Genomic DNA, 17163 nt, shown 5'->3' with positions numbered 1-17163 from the left:
GGGCAAATATGGAATATAAATTATCTCAAAACAAATTGGACAAATATGCTATATTAAGGGCAGGATATAGATTCGGAGATTCGTGAAGGAGACTTCGTCGTGCTGCTCTTTCTAAAGGAGTTTTTATTTAACGTTTTTATTATTTCATCTCCTTTCGTATTATACCCTTATTTGCACAGAATCAGAGACAGGGTCAACGCATACCGCGCCTATTTGTTCCTGCTTTGCTGCATAGCCATCCTGGCGACGATGTGTTTCCCAGTCATGATGAACGGAATCTCTTACGACTTTCGTTCCGTACCGCTCGTAATCGGCACCTTGTACGGAGGTCCCGTTGTATCCCTGCTTCTGTACGGGGTCATTATCGCCACGAGGTACGTGTTGGGAATATCCGATATTCTGATGTACATAATTTCGCTGCTGCCCACCTATTGTATCGCGTGGCTGGCGATGAAGAGGTACGACGCTGCGTCTCTTCGCATGAAGGCGGTTATCGCCGTGCTTGCATGCGCGCTCATTAAATTAGTGACATTCACCACCTATTTGTTTACGAAGGGTCAACTTTATCTGTTGACTAACAACTCGATGGAGACTATTGCCACCTATGTGTTCCAAAGTTTTATTCTGGTAATGGGAGTCTTGATCATCGAATTTATGAGGCGATACAGCCGCATTCAAGACGAGGTCGTCAATACGGAGCGGATGAAGATTGTCAGCGAAATTGCCGCGTCCGTGGCGCATGAAATACGCAACCCACTCACCTCGGTTCGGGGTTTTATTCAATTGCTTGGCACGAAGGAGCTTTCTCCCGAGAAGAAGGAGCAATACAAGGCCATCTGCTTTGCGGAGCTTGACCGGGCGGAAGGCATTATTTCCGATTATTTGTCGCTCGCCCGCAATGATCTGGAGGTGATCGAGGAGATTGACCTTAATGCGGAGCTGGGTTATACGTTCAATCTGCTTCTTAATTACGCTAACTTCAACAATATCAGATTACATGTTTCCTATTATGAGGAGAGCAAGCTAGCCGTCATGGGTGACAGGCACAAGTTTAGACAGGTGCTGCTTAACATCGGCAAAAATGCCATTGAGGCGATGCCAAATGGCGGGGATCTTTCTCTCGAGCTTAGCAAGCAGGCCGGCACGGCGGTAATTCGGATTGCGGATACGGGTATCGGCATGAGCGCCGACCAGGTTAAACGGTTAGGTACGCCATATTATTCTACCAAGGATAAGGGAACGGGGCTTGGCACGATGGTATCCTTTAATATCGTTAAGAAGATGGGCGGGATGATACATATCGATAGCGAACCCGGCAAAGGAACGACGTTTGTGCTGCAATTTCAAAATATATCAATTTAACGAAAAAATCCGGAAGGGCAAAAGCCCTCTCCGGATTTTTGGTATTCGTATCTTGCTTAGCTCTCGGCGTCCACCTCGACAAAGTCGTTCTTAAAACGTTCATAGTCGGCTGTGCTGCATTCGATCAGCATACGCGTGCCCTCGGCTTCGTAACTGGTCGACATGACATGGGCATGCTCGTTGAAGTAAGACACGAGCTTTCCCTGATTAAAGGGGATAAGAATATCCTTCTTGACGTAATTGGCGAAAATATGGGAGCGAACGACTTCGATCAGCTCCTGGATCCCTTGGCCTTCCTTCACCGACATATAGACCGAATTGCCGGACCTCATGGGATAAGGATGCTCCGTCAGATCGCATTTGTTGTAGGCGTAGACAGTCGGGATGCCGTCAGCGCCCAGCTCACCCAACGTCTCGTTAGTGACGGTTACGAGCTGCTCGTAATCCTCGTGCGCGTAGTCTACGACGTGCACGAGCAGATCGGCTTCCGTTACCTCCTCCAGCGTGGAACGGAACGCTTTGATGAGGTGATGGGGCAACTGGCTGACGAAGCCGACGGTATCCGTAAGCAGGAACGACTTGTTGTCCGGCAGCTCGATGCTGCGTACCGATGTCTCCAGCGTAGCGAAGAGCATATCCTTGGCGAATACCTGCTTCGTCGTGTCGGGGTCGTACGCCTCCAGAAGAGCGTTCATAAGGCTGGATTTGCCGGTATTCGTATATCCGACCAAACAGACGACAGGCATTTCGTTTTTCTTCCGTTTTTTTCGCTGATTTTGGCGCGTCGCCACGAGCTTCTCCAGCTCGGCTTGCAGCGCGGTGATCCGCTCCTCGATGCGCCTGCGGTCGAGCTCGAGCTTTGTCTCCCCTGCGCCTCTGTTTTTCAGGCCGGAGCCGCCGCCCTGGCGGCCAAGAGAAGCGCGAAGGCCCACGAGGCGCGGGAGAGAATACTGCAGCCGCGCGACTTCGACCTGGAGCTGCGCCTCACGGGTTTTAGCGCGTTCGGCGAAAATGTCCAGAATCAGAATCGTGCGGTCGATGACCGTGCAAGCGAGCTCGGCTTCCAGATTGCGGATCTGGGAAGGGGACAGCTCGTCGTTAAAGACGACCAGCTCGCACTCGCGGGCTTCCATCAGAGCGCGCAGCTCCTGGATCTTGCCCGTGCCGATGTAATGGGTTGGATTGATGCGGTCGGCCTTCTGGCTGAGCTCATCCACCACTTCGATATAACAGGCATCGGCCAGGTTGCGGAGCTCCGTCATGGCATATTCGAAGTCGGCGCCGTTCTTCAGCTGGACGCCGACGATAATCGCTTTTTGTTTCGTTTCGTTTGGTTCTGTCATTATTCATCATCCTCCGGAAATCATATACTTTCCTAATATTTGTACAAAAAAACACAGGCATGCCTGCCCGTGTTGACGGTATACGACCTGAGGAGATAGGAAGGCGTCGCTACAGCATGGGATCGCCGCCGCTCGCGGAACTTGATGATGGTCCAATCCTTAAGCGATTGCACCAAAGCAAGCCGTGCGGCAATAGACGGCCAATCCGACGGGGGTCATGCTCCCGCGTCTCGGCTGCTGCAGTTGAAGTAAAGCTTCATGTAGACAGACCTGTCCTGAGTCCTCCGCCGTATGGGCAGAGCGGTATATACTTTGCAATTAGCCGCGCAAAGACCTGACTCGGATGTAATCTATCACACGAAACCCTCCGTTCCTTTGGAATGAGAACAGTGTAGCACAAGGACGAAACATGAAGCAACCGACTAAACATTTATAACCGTTTATTGAGGCTCCTGAATCTCCTCATCCTCCAAGTGAACCCACTGATGCGCCCAATCTGTAATACTGCTGAACAAGGGAGATAAGGCATGGCCCTTCTCCGTCAACGAATATTCGATTCGCACGGGCATCTCGGGATAAACGTCGCGGCGAATCAGGCCTTCGAGCTCAAGCTCTCTCAGCCGGTCTGACAACACCTTGCCGCTCAGATTGGGGAGATGCTGCTCGATGTCGGAGAATCTTTTGGGACCAGGCAGCAGACTGTACACGATAAGCGCAACCCAGCGTTTGCTCAGCAGCTCGACCGCCTTCTCGAATCGGACACACATACGCTTCTGTTCCATAAGGCTCATCCTCTCTTTGTTATCATTATAGACTTGAAGGCGCATACAGAAAAGAGGGATGATTCTTATTCTTCCATTAATTTATCAGGCGCGGGGAAGATCGCGACACGAAACCTTTGCGATTCGGGTATCGTCTAATGGTGTAAGTACGAATAATTGTTACCGAGACAACAGAACGAGAAGATAAGGAGAGTGCGTCCATGCGTTGGCTTCCCGAAAGCGGTCATGCAACATGGTGGAGAATCGCAGGTGTGTCTGCAGCACTGCTGGGAGCAGCGCTGCTGGCGGTCAGATTCGGCATTATTGGTCAGGAATGGAACTTGGGCAACGCTTTTATGCTGGTCCTGCTTGCCGTTGTCGTATCGCTTGTCGTCGCGGCCGCGGGGTGGTTCGGCGCGAAATGGATTTGGCTGCTTTCTACGATCGGATTTGTCTCGGGCATTGTATTTATGGCGGTGAAGAGCCAGGATACATCAGGCTGGGGCGATCTTGTCGGATTTATCACTTTCATGTTTTTGTCGGCCGCCGGTTTCGTACTGGGCATTCTAGTGGAGCTCATCGCCTGGGCGTCGAGAAAGTTCGGCAGCACGCATACGTAGTAAGATAGGGGAAAGTCAGCAAAACACCCCATAGACGTTAATAGCGACTATGGGGTGTTTTTTGCTGCCGTTTGAAGCTCCATCGGCGATTTTAACGCCTACAGCAGCTCGTTCGCCTGCTTTTTGGACCTATAGGCGTTAGTACCGCCTATGGAAGCTAATCAGAGTAACTTTCCGGTCCATCGGCGTTAATAACGCCTACAGCAGCTCGTTCGCCTGCTTTTTGGAGCTATAGGCGTTAGTATCGCCTATGGACGCTAATCAGAGTAACTTTCCGATCCATCGGCGTTTTTAACGCCTACAGTAGCTCGTTCGCCTGCTTTTTGGAGCCATAGGCGTTAGTATCGCCTATGGACGCTAATCAGAGTAACTTTCCGGTCCATCGGCGTTAATAACGCCTACAGTAGCTCGTTCGCCTGCTTTTTGGAGCTATAGGCGTTAGTACCGCCTATGGACGCTGATCAGAGTAATTTTCCGGTCCATCGGCGTTTTTAACGCCTACAGCAGCTCGTTCGCCTGCTTTTTGGAGCTATAGGCGTTAGTATCGCCTATGGGGTGTTTTTGCTGGCGTTTAAAGAAAGAGCAGCTGCCAACCTCATTTTGTGACGGTACTCTTGTCTCATACAAATCGGACTACAGGCTCCGCATCTTCGTCTCGGTCTTCGCGATGGCGGCGGCAATTCGTTCCTCATATGAATGGATGAGGTACTTCTGGACGAGGATTTGCCGCTGATGGGCGATCATACGCGTGAAGGAGGCAGCAGTCCCGTTTGTATCGCCGCCGCGAACGGCGCCCCCAAGCACCTTGCCCTCCGTCGTGAACATCTTCTTGTAGGTGCTGGCAGCGGCCTTGGCCGCTTTGATCTTCGACTCTGTCGCGTCGTTCTCGTCCAACATCCGGCGAAGCTGCTTCATCTTGGCATTGGCGTCGGACTTCGCCTTCTTGAGCTCTGCATTTTTGTCGCTTTGCATCTTCTTCGCGGCTTGAACGGCCGCCTTCGTCATCTCGACCTGGACGCTCAGGGCGGAGGTCAGATTTTTGTTCTTGAACGAGCGGGCGAGGCTAAGCTGCGTCTTCTGGGTTTCATACAGCTTGAACAACGGCTCATGCTGCTTCTTGAGCGAAGCGGCCGCGTTTTCCAACGCTTTGATCTTGGCTGAGTCGATCTCGCGAATGGCTTTTCGGAGCTTTCCATCGTTCTCTTCGTTCCTGTAATGCAGCGCATTGATTTTCGAGTCCCAGTCCAGATCCTGGCGCTGCAGCGTCTGCAGCTCGGCGTATTGCTTCTTAAGCGAGGCGGAGACGGAAGAGGATGCAGCCGAGACCATCTTGTCGAAGGCCTTCTTCGCGGTGGGCGTAAATTCGAACGGCGCCGCGAACGCCGTCATGGAGAGGTTCAGTGACAACAGAAACGCCAACCCAGCCATGCCAATCGTCATGCCCATGCTCATTCTTCGATTACGGATACGCATACGCATAATCATACCTCCTGAGAATCGGTCGGAGCAGTCGGGCAGTAATCAAAAACAACAAAAAAAGCACCCGCAAGGCAGACGCTGTTCGTCTGTCTTGCGGGTGCTTCCCGCTTGTCCGATCCGTATTTGTCCCGATTATACCTTATGAGGCGAGAGCGGTCAATACCGAAGGCGAACGCACGCTCTAGTATACGGCCTTTACAGTAAGTGGCCGGCAGCGTATTCCTCCGGCGTTTTGCCGATCATCGCCTTGAACGATCGGATGAAGTGGGACTGATCGTAGAAGCCCAGCTCGGCGCCGAGCGACGCCCAGCTCCCTTTGTATCCGGCGTCGAGCGTCTCCGCGGCATTTTGCAGCCGGTAGAGCTGGATGACCCACTTGGGGCTGACTCCGACATATTTGCTGAACAGTCTCTGCAGCGTGCGCACCCCGATATCGAAGGTCCGGGTCAACTGCTCGACGCTGGAGACGGTACGGTCGCTCTGAATGAAACGAATGATGTCGACTAGCCGATCAACCGTCTCATCGGGATGGGGCAGGCAGCTCATTAACATCGTTTCCGTGAGGGCAATAAGCGTCTCCGCCGGCTGATCCGATCGGAGTGCTTCCGTCAATTTCGCATTCATACTGTCGTTGTCCATGCCAAATGCTTCGGCGAAGGTCATGGAGCCATCGGTCAATTCGGAGAGCGGTTTGCCTGCGAAGGGGTAGAAGCCGCCCGGCCGGAACTTAACGCCGTACGCGCGCTCTTTGCCGGACAACCGTTTCGTATATTTGCGGCTGGAGACGCCGTAGACCGCGCTGCCTGCAAATTCTGCGACTAGATTAACGCAAGGATTCGGGATATTGTCCTGGAGGAATACTTCGTCCTCCGGCAGATCCCATTCGACGATCCAATGATGCATCACGAACGGCGCAAGAGCCTCGGATGGAGCGAAACGGCGCAGACGGAATTTGTTGAACGCTTCCGGCGCTTGCAAAATGCCCATGCTCGCGGTCTGGGACGGGGAAGACGACATGCGAAATCTCTCCTTTACACGGCTGACGCTTTTTTACAATACGGGATGAGATGTCTCTATTATACTGGCAGGGAGAGGTTACAATCCATGATCAAAAAAGGAGAGTGTATGTACATGCAGCATAAATTTATCTCTTATATTGGAGCAACGCCGGAAAAGGTTTGGGATACGCTGATCGGCCCGGAGGGAACCCGCGCCATCTTCTTCGATTGCCTATTCCAGTCCGAGCTGACGCCGGGAAGCAAGTTCGCTTATGTTGGCCCAGGCAATGACGGGGAGGAGACCGTTCACGTATACGGCGAAATCATCGATATCGATCCAGGCCGGATGATGTCCGTTATCGAACATCCGGGACCGTCCTACTACGAGAACCATGCCGAGTTGACCTCGCGCATTACCTATACGCTGGAGGCGGTAGGGGAGACGACGAAGCTCACGCTGGTCAATGATCAATTCACCGAAAACCATCCCAGCTTCGAGCGCTCCGAGGACAATTGGGCCGTCGTGGTCAGCAACCTTAAGAGTTATGCCGAGACGGGCAAGACGTTAAACTTTGGCTGGTAGGTAAGGGTAGCCGAACCTTCTCCCATTCCTTATACTAGAGTTAGCTATAAAAACGATAGAGATAACGGATAGGAGAATGGGACCATGAGCTACAAAATCGTATTTTTTGACATCGACGGCACGCTGGTGAACGAGCAAAAGGAAATACCGGAGGATACGGTGCTGGCGATCCGCGAGCTTAAGGAACAGGGCGTGGAGCCGGTTATCGCGACGGGCCGCGCGCCTTACTTCATCAAACCGCTGGCGGAGAAGCTGGGCATCGAATCCTTTGTCACCCTAAACGGAGGTTACGTCGTCTACAAGGGGCAGCCTCTATATCGCCGAGAGATCGGCAAGCGGGAGCTGGGCCGCCTGGTGGAGCTTGCCGCCGCGCATGATCATGGACTGGTATTCGAGGGAGAGACGGCTTTCTGCAGCGATCGCGAGAACCATCCGTTTATTGAGGAAGCGGTTCTATCGCTTAAGGTGGACTTGCCGTCGTTTAACCCGGCCTTCTGGCATACGGACGACATCTTCCAGGTGTTCCTGCATTGCGAGAGCCACGAAGAACATCTGTATGAAGCGTTGAAGGATGATTTTACGTTGATCCGCTGGCATCGCGCCGCGATGGATGTACTGCCGGCTGGCGGCTCCAAGGCGCAAGGCGTAGCGGCTCTTCTGGAGAAGCTGGGACTGACGGCGGCCGATGCCGTCGCATTCGGAGACGGGCTTAACGATAAGGAAATGCTGGAGTATGTCGGCTTCGGCGTCGCGATGGGCAATTCCCATCCGGAATTGCTGCCTTACGCGAATTTCGTGACGTCGCATGTGGACGAGCATGGCATTCGCAACGGCTTGATCGAGGCGGGATTGCTGCGTTCCGAGGGCGTTGCCGTTCCAATAAAATAAATTTTCGGTAAGGTAGATCAATGGATCCGTAGTCAAAAGCAGCCAAATCGGGCGAGTTTGTCGGCATGGCCGACAGCTTGTACGCACTGTTCCTCATTTGCTCCTATTAGCTCCATACTCGCTCCACAAGTTCCGATGAAACGATGGCGTCCAATAGAAAGGACGCCGCGAGGAGAGGACAATCGTCTACCGCATCGGAAAAATCGTATATCGCACGGAAATCGTACACCGAATCGGAAAACAGAGGGAAAAGCTCCTCTTAATCTGAACAAATCAGGCGATCGGTTTGGCATAGAGGGAAAAGCTCCCTCTAATCGGGGCGATTATGCCCAAAGACAACGATTCGTTCGGGATTAGAGGGAGGATTTCCCTCTAAAGTGCAAGCGAGGGAGGAGACCGGGACATTAGAGGGCGTTTTTCCTCTTATTTGAGAGAAGAGCGAGCGAAGACCACAGACATGAGAGATGTTGATGGCTTTTTTGGTCCTTTCGTATCCAGTTTAATCATTTATTTAAGTTGGGCAGCTATCTGCCGTTCTATAAGTCAAAAAGTTCACCAATCCGGGCGGGCTCACGTACTATAACCTAATCCATATTACTGGTTTGGGGGGTATAACGTGATCGTAATTACGGACGGAAGCAACCCGGGCGCAATACCGCCGCGGCTGCTGACGATGCTGGAGAGGAAAACTTTGACGAGGAAGATGGCAAGTCCGATGTTGTACAGCTATCCAAGTCTGGATTCTCTGATCTTCGAGCTTAAGATGAGGTCTCACATCGTGGAAGCGGCCAAAGCGATGTATGCAAGCGGGGTAAGCTTCGCGTCATTTAGCAATTCCCGCAGCAATGAGCAGTATTGGATTCGTACGCCCCAGGGCGGTTTCTTGCTGCGGCCCAACGTTCTGCCATCCGACGCGGTGAACGATATTTTTGAAAATGGGCATCTATATGCCTTCGAGTGCGCAGGCGCCATTATTATCATTCTGTATAAGGCAGTGCTGGATGCGATCGGCGAAGCCGCGTTCAATCGGCACTTCCGCAACCTGTATCTGATCAGTTGGGAGACGGACCACGATCTCAGGCTAAACGCCACTTACAATTTGAACGAGACGTACCACGGAGATACGATGTATTTCAAAAATCCCGATTACGACCGTTCTACGCCGGAGTGGCAGGGCGAGAACGCCATCAAGCTCGACGATAACCTGTTTTTCGGCCACGGGATCGGAATCGGTTCCGCAGGTGAAATTATCGAGAAGCTTAACCGCGCCAGAATGCCGGGCAGCATGACGTCTGCTTATCTGGACAATCTTATTATTACGCCGGACTTCGAGTTCGTGAGGCAGCTTGTCTATCGGGAAGAAGAAGCTGCTGCTTTGTAGCGGCTGGTGGATTACAAGAGATTTCCGACCATAAGCAAAGAGGGCATCGCAACAGCCAGCGGCTGAGCAGCGATGCCCTCTTTGTACCCGAGCTTAATGGGATCTTGCGCTTATTCCGTCTTAACAGGCGGATCAAAGGTCATGCCTTTAAGATCGACGGTTACTTTCTTCATGGAGATAGGTTCTAGGGGTTTGTCGTTGTCGTCCCGATCCTGCGCCACGATCTCGTCTGCCGCCTCGATGCCTTCGATCACCTTGCCGAACGAGGCATACAGGTTGTCCAGCGACGGAGCGTCCTCGACCATGATAAAGAATTGGGAGCCTGCGGAATCCGGCGCATTAGTACGTGCCATGGAGAGAACGCCGCGCGTATGCTTCAGCTTGTTCTCGAAGCCGTTTTCGCTGAATTCGCCGGGGATGGAATAGCCGGGACCGCCCATGCCGTTGCCATCCGGATCGCCGCCCTGAATCATGAAGCCGGGAATGACGCGATGGAAGATCAGGCCGTCATAGTATCCCGACTGCACGAGCGAGATAAAGTTGTTGACCGAATTCGGAGCGACCTCCGGATAAAGCTCGATCTTGATCAGCTTGTCGTTGCTGAGCTCAATCGTGACCTCGGGATGTTTCTCCGGGCCGAGGAGCTCGGGCCCCTCTTCTTCTGCCGGGGCTTCCGTAGGAGAAGGGGATGGCGACGGGGACGGTGATGCCGTAGCTTGTCCGCCGCCGGAGCCTTGGCTGTTGTTCTGCTTGCCTTGATCGACGCCGCAGCCGGCTGCCACGATCAAGAATACGGCAAGAACCGCGAGCAGAAGCGGGTGCCGATAATGCCGTTTCATTGCTTTCATTGACGTTTATTACCCTCCTTATAACCTCTTATGCATGTGTCCAGCTTCCATATTAACACAGCGGAATCCAGGATTGCGAATGATGGCGGAGAGCTTGTCCGCCGAATCGTAAAAGGCGAATCAGGTACGCTGCACCTGTACTGCACCCGCGCTCCTACCCCTCGCCTGGCTGAGCGGAATAACGTTTCACGCGGTCCAGCAGCTCCTGCATCTGCCCCAGCAGCATGGCGCCTTCCTCCGGCGTTGCGTCCAGCTTGCAGGCCAGCTGTTCGGGAATATCGATGGCCTTCTCCCTAAGCGCTTCGCCATCCGGTGTCAACGTAACGAGGACGCTTCGTTCGTCTTTCTTGTCGCGCGTACGCTTGACGAGGCCCGCGGCCTCCAGCTTCTTTAGCAGCGGAGTGAGCGTGCCGGAGTCCAGGTACAGCTTGGTTCCGAGCTCGCTGACGGTGGCATTGTCCTTTTCCCATAGCGCGAGCATCGTCACGTATTGCGTATAGGTGAGTCCAAGGTTTTGCAGCAGCGGGCGATACAGCTTTGTAATTTCTCGGGAGCTCGCATAGATCGCGAAGCAGATCTGATTATCCAGCTTCATATGTTCAATGGGATGCATCGTTTCTCCTCCAAGACGGCAACTTCGATAAAATTTTCAATTAAATTGCATTAAATTTAATATAGTGTTGCAGCCTGGAGGTGTCAAGTTCGAGGAGGGGAGAGGCCGGTGAAGGTGAGGCGCTTAAAGCTTGACGCCTATCCCTAATTCTTCTCCCTTGCGGACATACCAGTCGGCGATCGCCACGTCAAAAGCGGCCATGCCCATGGGGCAAAACAGCACGGGTTCCTCCGAACGGAGAGAGGAGATCGCGTCCCGGCATACAATATCTCCAAGGGATATGACATCTTCTGCTGTCAGTCCGGTCTCCCGGTGAAGCAGCTCGATATCGGTGTTTTCACGACATACCTCCGCCCAATCGTCGACCACGATGGAACGAATGCCGCGTATAGCGTCCAATCCGTAATCCCTGAGCGAGATGTCGAGCAGCAGACTGCCGGGCGCCGGGGGGATGTCGATATAACGCACGGGGCTAACCGTGCATGTCAGAATGACGTTGCAAGAGCGATATAACTCCTGCCAGTTTCCGGCGAACCGAATCGGTATGTCCTTACGGAGCTGCCTGATGCGGAGAGGCTTCGATTGTTCGGTCGGATCTCCGAATGTCAGCGTTGGTCCGGCGCCTGCGCGTTTGCCAAAGCTGTGCGGAATGACTTCCTCAGGACTAATGCCACGAACGTCGTACAACATAACTTGATCGATATGCTCGCCAAATAAGGCTAACATCATGGCCAGATGCATTCGCCCGATAGGTCCCAGTCCGATAATGCCGATGCGGAGCCCTTCTTCGGCTTCATCACGGCGATTGTCGAGCAAGCGATGACGAAGCCACTCTCTTAGCATCAGTCCGCTGACGGCCGCGGTTCTGACGGCGCTCACTCGCGAGGAATTGACGATTGCGCGCGGCTCTCCCGTAGAAGCTTCGTTTAGTATGGTGACGCTATGCGCTCGAGGCAATCCGGCATTAATGTTGCCGGGGAAGCTGGCGATCCATTTCAGACCCGCCGCGGCGACCGTCCCGCCAACATAGGCGGGCATCGCGATAATGCGATTATCCGGGTTGCCGTAGCGCAGGTATGGCTTGAGCGGCTGAACGCCGCCGCCTCTGTCCATAATGCGTACCGTCTCTTGAATCCGGTCGACCAGCTCCCGCCACGGCTCGCCGATATCTCTGAGCTGCTCATCTCCGTAATAAATCATGGCGCAAAAACTTCCTCCCTGTTCGTTCCGTTCTTCTCTCAACCCGGCTCGCCAAAAGCGGCAGCCATCCACTCGTCGTTAAACACCGTATCCATGTAACGCTCTCCGCGATCGTGCATAATAACGGCACAAGTGCTGCCGTCAGGCAACTCATCCCATATCGAGCGCAGGGCAGCAAGCACCGCTCCGGAGGAGGGGCCGGCAAGGATGGCCTCCGTTGCGGCAAGCTGCCGGCATGCCAGAGCCATTTCCTTATCGGTTACGTATACGGCCAGGTCCGTAAAGGAGTTCGCCGCAAACGGGGGAACGATGCCCGCGCCAAGTCCGGGGAAGAGGCGCGGTCCCTTCTCCCCGCCAAGAATGACGCTGCCCGCGGCATCGACGGCGACGATCTTCGCGGCCAGCCCATTTCGGCGAATGTAGTCGGCGCAGCCCAGCATCGTGCCGCAAGTGCTGACGCCGCCGATCACATAATCGACCTTGCCGAGCTCGCGAATGATCTCGGGCATCGTGCCTTCGCTGTGGGCCAAATAGTTATTGGGGTTCCCATACTGATTAGGCCAGAAGCTGTCGGGATGGGCGGCCAGCATCTCCTGCACGCGGGCAAGGCGGGCGGGGAGATACTCCCCCGTGGCGGGATCGGGCTCTTCCACGTAGGACACCTCCGCTCCGTAAGCTTGCATAATAGTCCTGTTCGTTTTTGAGGTGCGGGGGTCAATGACGCAGACGAAACGAAGTCCGAGCCGCCTGCATATGGCCGCCATGCTGATCGCCATATTGCCGGAGCTGGATTCCACAATAACCGTATTCGGACCGATGAGCCCTTCCCGCAGAGCATTTTTCAGAATGCGAAGAGCAGGGCGATCCTTGGCGCTGCCCGTCGGATTCATCAGCTCCAGCTTGGCGAATACCCGTATGCCCCGCAGCTCGGGAAACAATCGGGATAAGCGGACTAGAGGCGTGCCGCCAATTCCGTTCAACCAACCATCCTCCATGCCTATCTCACCGCCGCTTTCTTCTAAACAGTCGAATTCCGGGTTCATGAGGGGTAGATCTTTTTTCCTTTCACCGAACCGTGACCCGGAAGCTGGCGGAAAGCGTCGACCGGTATGACGTCGATGCCTTTCAGCAAGCCGCCGCGAATCATCATGCCGATATCCGGTATGCGTTGCTCGACCTCGTTCCGCACATGCCGGAGCTTCTCCGGGTGTTCCGCCAATTGGTCGCTTCGAATATGGAGCATGAGACGATTGCCGTTTACGGCTACGCGCACGGCCGCGTCCGTTAATACAAGGTGGACGGCCGCCTCGATGTCGTACAGGCTGATCTTCTCCCCGTGCTTCAGCTCGGAGCCGATGCGCTTCGATATGCCGGTGAAGGTGCCCCGCGGAACGCCGTCGATCAGGGTGACCTCGAAGTCGCGTACGACGTCGTAAGTAACGAATCGAACGACCGGGAACATCAGCCTGCTCGGCGATGTGAGGACCAGCACCCGCTCGTTGTCCGCCAACGGCTCGAAGCTCTCTCCCAGTTCCTGTACAGTCAGCCCCTCGCCCCACATGCCTTCCGAGAGAACATACCTGTTTCGCTCATGCGAATAGGCGGCAATGGCTCCGACCTCGATGGAGCCGTACGTATCGAGCAGATCGGGAGGGGTCAGGCATAATCGGGCCGCCATATTGGCCTGCCATTCCCGGGAGGCGATCTCGCCGACAAGGATGATCTTCCGCACGGGAAACGGTTCATCTTTCGGCCAGGCATCGGCTATGCTCTCCAGAAGGGAGGGCATCGTATACAGCAGCTCCGGTCGATAGGTTCTTAGCTTCGCTACATGTTCTTCTATGGGGGCAGAGAAGGAGATGGCCTCGCCCTCCATACCCATACTCGAGAAGATGCTCAGCGCCGTGCTTGCCGCATGACCTGTGCCCAGATCGGCCAGGGCCCGCCGGATCGGACCGTACTTAGGAACTATTGAATGCGAAGCGGTCTCTATCGATTCTCCGTCAGCGGTCATCGGCTTCTCTTTCGCGTTCAACCATGCTTCGAAGCTCGTTTGTTTCGCGGCTATATAATGAAGATCATCTTCGGGTGAATAATAGATCGACTTGCGTATGCCGCTCGAAGTGCCGGAGGTGCGGTAGACAGATAAGCCGGCTTCGGATCGCGGCGGTTCCGCATAATAATGCCTTGCCAATAGATCGGCGTTCAGAAGGGGCAGCTCGTTCAGCGAAAGAAGCGTCTTCTCCCTGTTATCGGCGTAGTCAAGGTGACCGCGTTCCGAACTGCGCTTTTCCTCCAGAAGCTTCCCATACCATGGGTGCAATCGTGCAATAAGATGGACATGCGCCGTCAGCGCGCTTGGATGCAAGGACATGCCGCGCACACTCCTCGTGATGGACTAAGGGCTCCCCTTAAAGTGCGAGTCATCCTCTTAAAGCATATGTGTCCCGCGGCGGAATGTTCGGGTATGACGACAGCGGCCTAAGGCACGTCCGCAACTGCTGCGTATACTAATAAAAGAAAGATTCCCAGAGACAACCGCATGAAGTCGATACTGAAAAGCGCACTTTTGAACTCTTAAGTACGATAAAGGAGGCCTTACTAGTGTGAAATCGGGCAAAAAGAGAAGACACCGCATCTCCGACAAATGGGCGAAAACGAATGTGCTGCTAGGGGACAAGGGCCTGCGCCTCTATATTCCGCAAACCCGGCGGTTCAGCCAATACACGCTGCGATCTATGCTGGAAGCTTACGGCATGGTCTATGTAAAGCCGGTTCGCGGCTCGCTTGGGAGAGGCGTTATGAGAGTCGAACGGGAGGCGGGAGGCGGGTATGCCTACCAATTGGGCAGCAATCGGCGCAGCTTCGGCAGCTTCGATGCCTGCTATCTCGCCATAAAGAGGGATATTGCCGGCAAGTCGTATCTCGTGCAGCGAGGCATCCATCTATTAAAATACGAGGGCAGAGCCTTCGATCTGCGCGTCGTCGTGCAGAAGTCGCCAAGCGGGGGCTTCGAAGCGACGGGAACGGTGGCGCGAGTCTCCTATCCCGGCAAAATCGTTACAAACGGGAGCCAAGGCGGAACTATCCTGCCCGCTGAACAGGTGCTCCAGCCCCATGTCGGTTCGGGGCAGAAGGATGCGATGATCGCCCATTTGGAGCGTATCGGCATTCAAACGATCAGGCAGCTGCGGAGGCGTTATCCGGGGCTGGTCGAGATCGGGCTGGACATCGCGATCGACAGTCAGCTTCGGCCGTGGATTCTGGAGGTGAACACGACGCCGGATCATTGTCCTTTCGCCATTCTGCAGGACCAGACGATGATTCGACGCATTATTCATTATGGCAGGCAATACGGCGTGACCTATAGGCTAAATTGCAACAAAGCCAGGACGGTGCTCTAGTCATCATCTGAAAACACAAAACGCCTCTTCCCTTCCGCAGTATGCGGGGGAGGAGGCGTTTCAGGAGTTTTAATCACTTTTTGGCCGCGACCGTAAAAATAACCGTCTTTGCAGAGTTATCGACCAATACGTTGACGGCGTCTCCGCCAATCTGGCTGTACGTGCTAGTCACGGCCTCGCCACGGCTTAATTTGTCGCAGACGGAGGCGAACAACTCCTTGAAGGCATATGCGTTATAGCCGAACAATCCGTTCGCGAACTGCTCCACAACCTCCTGATTACGGGCCAGAGAGCCGTCTCTAAGCCGAATCGTAATGCCGAATGTATTGTAGGCGGGATCAAGCCAGATCGCGGCTTCCTCCTGAAAAGCGGCCGACCCGGAGGGACGATTCTGCACTTGCTCCTTCTCCGATTGATCCTTGTAAAGTCTCAGCGTCGTGTCGAACAGATCGTAATTCGCTCCGCGCAACTGACCGATCGCGGCAAGCGCATCGTACATATCCCACATCCGTTTATCCGGGAAGATGACGATTTTGTCGCCGCCAGCCTGAGTAGGTACGAGACGCTCCAGCTTGTCCGGCGAGACGGCGATTTTAATGCGGCTCTCCTTATCCGTCAAGCGGTTCAGAATAACCAGCGCTTGCGCGCGCGTCACCTTGTTCCCGACGCCAAAAAATCCATTAGGATACCCCTCCATAATGCCCTTAACCAATGCTTCCGCGATAAAGCGCTGCTCTCTCTCCGTTGCGCTAGTGATATCGCCGTAGGATTGAGCCATCTTTTGCCCGAACAAGCCGTCCTCCAGAAACTCCGTTTCTTGAAGCGTGTAATAAAGAACTTCGGCCACGTTCTCCCGGGTCATATCACCCTGGAAGTCGGTATAACGGCTTTTGTTCAGAAAATGCAGGTCGCTTGCGATATCGATAAAATCCTTGGCCCAGTAGCCGACCGTGTTTGGTTTGAAGCTGAAGTACCGATAGTCCTGTTTTATGATCGCCTGATTCTCCGGACTCAGCGTGTTCAGGAAGTTGGTCTTCCAGCTGCGCGACCCGTTCTGATGGAGCTCCGAGTAGGACAGAATGAGCATTTTTACGAATTGGTCGACCTGCACGGGCTCCTCCGGCCGGAAAGAACCGTCAGGGTAACCGTCCAGCACGCCTCTCGAAACCATGGCTTGAATCGTATCTTTGGCCCAGTGGTTCCCGATATCGTTGAAGGCGGCGGTGGTCGCTGCCGCGCTTGCATAAGCGGATTGCGGGAGAGCGGCGGCGGCTAGAAGTATAAGGCCGACCCATAAATGTAGAACTCGTTTCATAGAGATTAATCCCCCTATTTCGATATTATCCGACAATAAATAGCTAACCATATCCATTCGTTATTTAGAATGGGCAGTTTGATGCAACCTTGGGGATCGTTCTAGCGCGGGCGGCAAAGTCTTTTGGCATGTGGCAAATGGCGGTAATAGGGCAGGGGGTGCATCGATTGGCCCTGATCGAAGGTAGTTCATCATGCTTATCTGGTTCTCGTTATGTAGGCGAAAAGGCATTCTAAATGGAAGGGACGCATAAAAAGTTTTTTGGACTTGTGGCTTTTTGCCGTGCGGCGGTGTCTAATGAGTTGTAAGGTCAGGAGGTGAAGCTTCCGATGTCGAGAGCTCAAGACAACGGCCCTGTTTATCCGGGT

At 54.0% G+C, this 17163-nt stretch carries 16 protein-coding genes; 6 read left to right on the top strand and 10 right to left on the bottom strand.

Features of this window, described 5'->3' with window-relative positions:
* The first annotated feature begins 99 nt into the window (after nucleotides 1-99).
* Nucleotides 100-1362 (top strand): ATP-binding protein, encoded by a 1263-nt coding sequence (locus KJW29_RS22610; protein ID WP_214626296.1) that lies wholly within the window; start codon nucleotides 100-102, stop codon nucleotides 1360-1362.
* A gap of 56 nt (nucleotides 1363-1418) precedes the next feature.
* On the opposite strand, the gene hflX is transcribed toward KJW29_RS22610, so the two are convergent.
* Together hflX and KJW29_RS22600 are read right to left on the bottom strand one after the other, a co-directional pair.
* Nucleotides 1419-2705, bottom strand: coding sequence for a GTPase HflX (hflX, locus tag KJW29_RS22605; protein ID WP_214626295.1), 1287 nt, complete (start codon nucleotides 2703-2705; stop codon nucleotides 1419-1421).
* Between the two features lie 440 nt (nucleotides 2706-3145).
* On the bottom strand, nucleotides 3146-3487 hold the full coding sequence (locus KJW29_RS22600; protein WP_187102231.1) for a winged helix-turn-helix transcriptional regulator: 342 nt from the start codon (nucleotides 3485-3487) through the stop codon (nucleotides 3146-3148).
* Nucleotides 3488-3687: 200 nt separating this feature from the next.
* Here KJW29_RS22600 and KJW29_RS22595 point away from each other — a divergent pair, with 200 nt between their 5' ends.
* A complete protein-coding gene (locus KJW29_RS22595; RefSeq protein WP_108994054.1) occupies nucleotides 3688-4086 on the top strand; it encodes a hypothetical protein in 399 nt (132 codons plus the stop codon).
* Nucleotides 4087-4719: 633 nt separating this feature from the next.
* On the opposite strand, the gene KJW29_RS22590 is transcribed toward KJW29_RS22595, so the two are convergent.
* Entirely contained in the window at nucleotides 4720-5565 is an 846-nt protein-coding gene (locus tag KJW29_RS22590) for a hypothetical protein (protein WP_214626294.1), read from the bottom strand.
* A gap of 195 nt (nucleotides 5566-5760) precedes the next feature.
* Nucleotides 5761-6582: a helix-turn-helix domain-containing protein gene (locus KJW29_RS22585; RefSeq protein ID WP_214626293.1), complete on the bottom strand. Its 822-nt coding sequence runs from the start codon at nucleotides 6580-6582 to the stop codon at nucleotides 5761-5763.
* Nucleotides 6583-6696: 114 nt separating this feature from the next.
* Here KJW29_RS22585 and KJW29_RS22580 point away from each other — a divergent pair, with 114 nt between their 5' ends.
* The 3 genes from KJW29_RS22580 (at nucleotide 6697) to KJW29_RS22570 (ending at nucleotide 9415) form a co-directional block, all read left to right on the top strand.
* Complete coding sequence (locus KJW29_RS22580) at nucleotides 6697-7146, top strand: SRPBCC family protein (protein ID WP_087567322.1); 450 nt, start codon at nucleotides 6697-6699, stop codon at nucleotides 7144-7146.
* Nucleotides 7147-7230: 84 nt separating this feature from the next.
* A complete protein-coding gene (locus KJW29_RS22575; RefSeq protein WP_214626292.1) occupies nucleotides 7231-8034 on the top strand; it encodes a Cof-type HAD-IIB family hydrolase in 804 nt (267 codons plus the stop codon).
* A 616-nt stretch (nucleotides 8035-8650) separates the two neighbouring features.
* The gene (locus KJW29_RS22570; RefSeq protein WP_246608339.1) at nucleotides 8651-9415 is read left to right on the top strand and encodes a protein-glutamine gamma-glutamyltransferase; all 765 of its coding nucleotides are present in this window, start codon (nucleotides 8651-8653) and stop codon (nucleotides 9413-9415) included.
* A 110-nt stretch (nucleotides 9416-9525) separates the two neighbouring features.
* On the opposite strand, the gene KJW29_RS22565 is transcribed toward KJW29_RS22570, so the two are convergent.
* From KJW29_RS22565 to KJW29_RS22545, 5 genes are all read right to left on the bottom strand, one after another.
* A complete protein-coding gene (locus KJW29_RS22565) occupies nucleotides 9526-10263 on the bottom strand; it encodes a peptidylprolyl isomerase (RefSeq protein WP_246608338.1) in 738 nt (245 codons plus the stop codon).
* Nucleotides 10264-10417: 154 nt separating this feature from the next.
* The gene (locus tag KJW29_RS22560; RefSeq protein WP_214626291.1) at nucleotides 10418-10876 is read right to left on the bottom strand and encodes a MarR family winged helix-turn-helix transcriptional regulator; all 459 of its coding nucleotides are present in this window, start codon (nucleotides 10874-10876) and stop codon (nucleotides 10418-10420) included.
* Between the two features lie 123 nt (nucleotides 10877-10999).
* Nucleotides 11000-12076 (bottom strand): 2,3-diaminopropionate biosynthesis protein SbnB, encoded by a 1077-nt coding sequence (locus KJW29_RS22555; protein WP_214626290.1) that lies wholly within the window; start codon nucleotides 12074-12076, stop codon nucleotides 11000-11002.
* A gap of 38 nt (nucleotides 12077-12114) precedes the next feature.
* A complete protein-coding gene (gene sbnA / locus KJW29_RS22550) occupies nucleotides 12115-13056 on the bottom strand; it encodes a 2,3-diaminopropionate biosynthesis protein SbnA (protein WP_343222628.1) in 942 nt (313 codons plus the stop codon).
* Between the two features lie 59 nt (nucleotides 13057-13115).
* Complete coding sequence (locus KJW29_RS22545) at nucleotides 13116-14450, bottom strand: phenylacetate--CoA ligase family protein (RefSeq protein ID WP_214626288.1); 1335 nt, start codon at nucleotides 14448-14450, stop codon at nucleotides 13116-13118.
* 232 nt (nucleotides 14451-14682) lie between these two features.
* On the opposite strand from KJW29_RS22545, the gene KJW29_RS22540 reads away from it, so the two are divergent.
* A complete protein-coding gene (locus KJW29_RS22540) occupies nucleotides 14683-15480 on the top strand; it encodes a YheC/YheD family protein (RefSeq protein ID WP_214626287.1) in 798 nt (265 codons plus the stop codon).
* 73 nt (nucleotides 15481-15553) lie between these two features.
* Here KJW29_RS22540 and KJW29_RS22535 read toward each other — a convergent pair whose 3' ends face one another.
* Nucleotides 15554-16795, bottom strand: a complete 1242-nt coding sequence (locus tag KJW29_RS22535; RefSeq protein ID WP_214626286.1) for an S-layer homology domain-containing protein — start codon at nucleotides 16793-16795, stop codon at nucleotides 15554-15556.
* Nucleotides 16796-17163: the final 368 nt, after the last annotated feature.

This window comes from Paenibacillus agaridevorans (assembly GCF_018604145.1).
GTDB classification, from domain to species: Bacteria; Bacillota; Bacilli; order Paenibacillales; family Paenibacillaceae; genus Pristimantibacillus; species Pristimantibacillus agaridevorans.
Note: the sequence above shows the minus strand (reverse complement) of the source record. Positions and strands in the feature narration are given on the sequence as shown.

What these genes read in the sequence shown, in the direction of transcription:
- hflX (WP_214626295.1), bottom strand. Translation starts at nt 2,705, where the DNA reads ATGACAGAACCAAACGAAACGAAACAAAAAGCGATTATCGTCGGCGTC.
- KJW29_RS22600 (WP_187102231.1), bottom strand. Translation starts at nt 3,487, where the DNA reads ATGGAACAGAAGCGTATGTGTGTCCGATTCGAGAAGGCGGTCGAGCTG.
- KJW29_RS22595 (WP_108994054.1), top strand. Translation starts at nt 3,688, where the DNA reads ATGCGTTGGCTTCCCGAAAGCGGTCATGCAACATGGTGGAGAATCGCA.
- KJW29_RS22590 (WP_214626294.1), bottom strand. Translation starts at nt 5,565, where the DNA reads ATGCGTATGCGTATCCGTAATCGAAGAATGAGCATGGGCATGACGATT.
- KJW29_RS22585 (WP_214626293.1), bottom strand. Translation starts at nt 6,582, where the DNA reads ATGTCGTCTTCCCCGTCCCAGACCGCGAGCATGGGCATTTTGCAAGCG.
- KJW29_RS22580 (WP_087567322.1), top strand. Translation starts at nt 6,697, where the DNA reads ATGCAGCATAAATTTATCTCTTATATTGGAGCAACGCCGGAAAAGGTT.
- KJW29_RS22575 (WP_214626292.1), top strand. Translation starts at nt 7,231, where the DNA reads ATGAGCTACAAAATCGTATTTTTTGACATCGACGGCACGCTGGTGAAC.
- KJW29_RS22565 (WP_246608338.1), bottom strand. Translation starts at nt 10,263, where the DNA reads ATGAAAGCAATGAAACGGCATTATCGGCACCCGCTTCTGCTCGCGGTT.
- KJW29_RS22560 (WP_214626291.1), bottom strand. Translation starts at nt 10,876, where the DNA reads ATGCATCCCATTGAACATATGAAGCTGGATAATCAGATCTGCTTCGCG.
- KJW29_RS22555 (WP_214626290.1), bottom strand. Translation starts at nt 12,076, where the DNA reads ATGATTTATTACGGAGATGAGCAGCTCAGAGATATCGGCGAGCCGTGG.
- KJW29_RS22545 (WP_214626288.1), bottom strand. Translation starts at nt 14,450, where the DNA reads ATGTCCTTGCATCCAAGCGCGCTGACGGCGCATGTCCATCTTATTGCA.
- KJW29_RS22535 (WP_214626286.1), bottom strand. Translation starts at nt 16,795, where the DNA reads ATGAAACGAGTTCTACATTTATGGGTCGGCCTTATACTTCTAGCCGCC.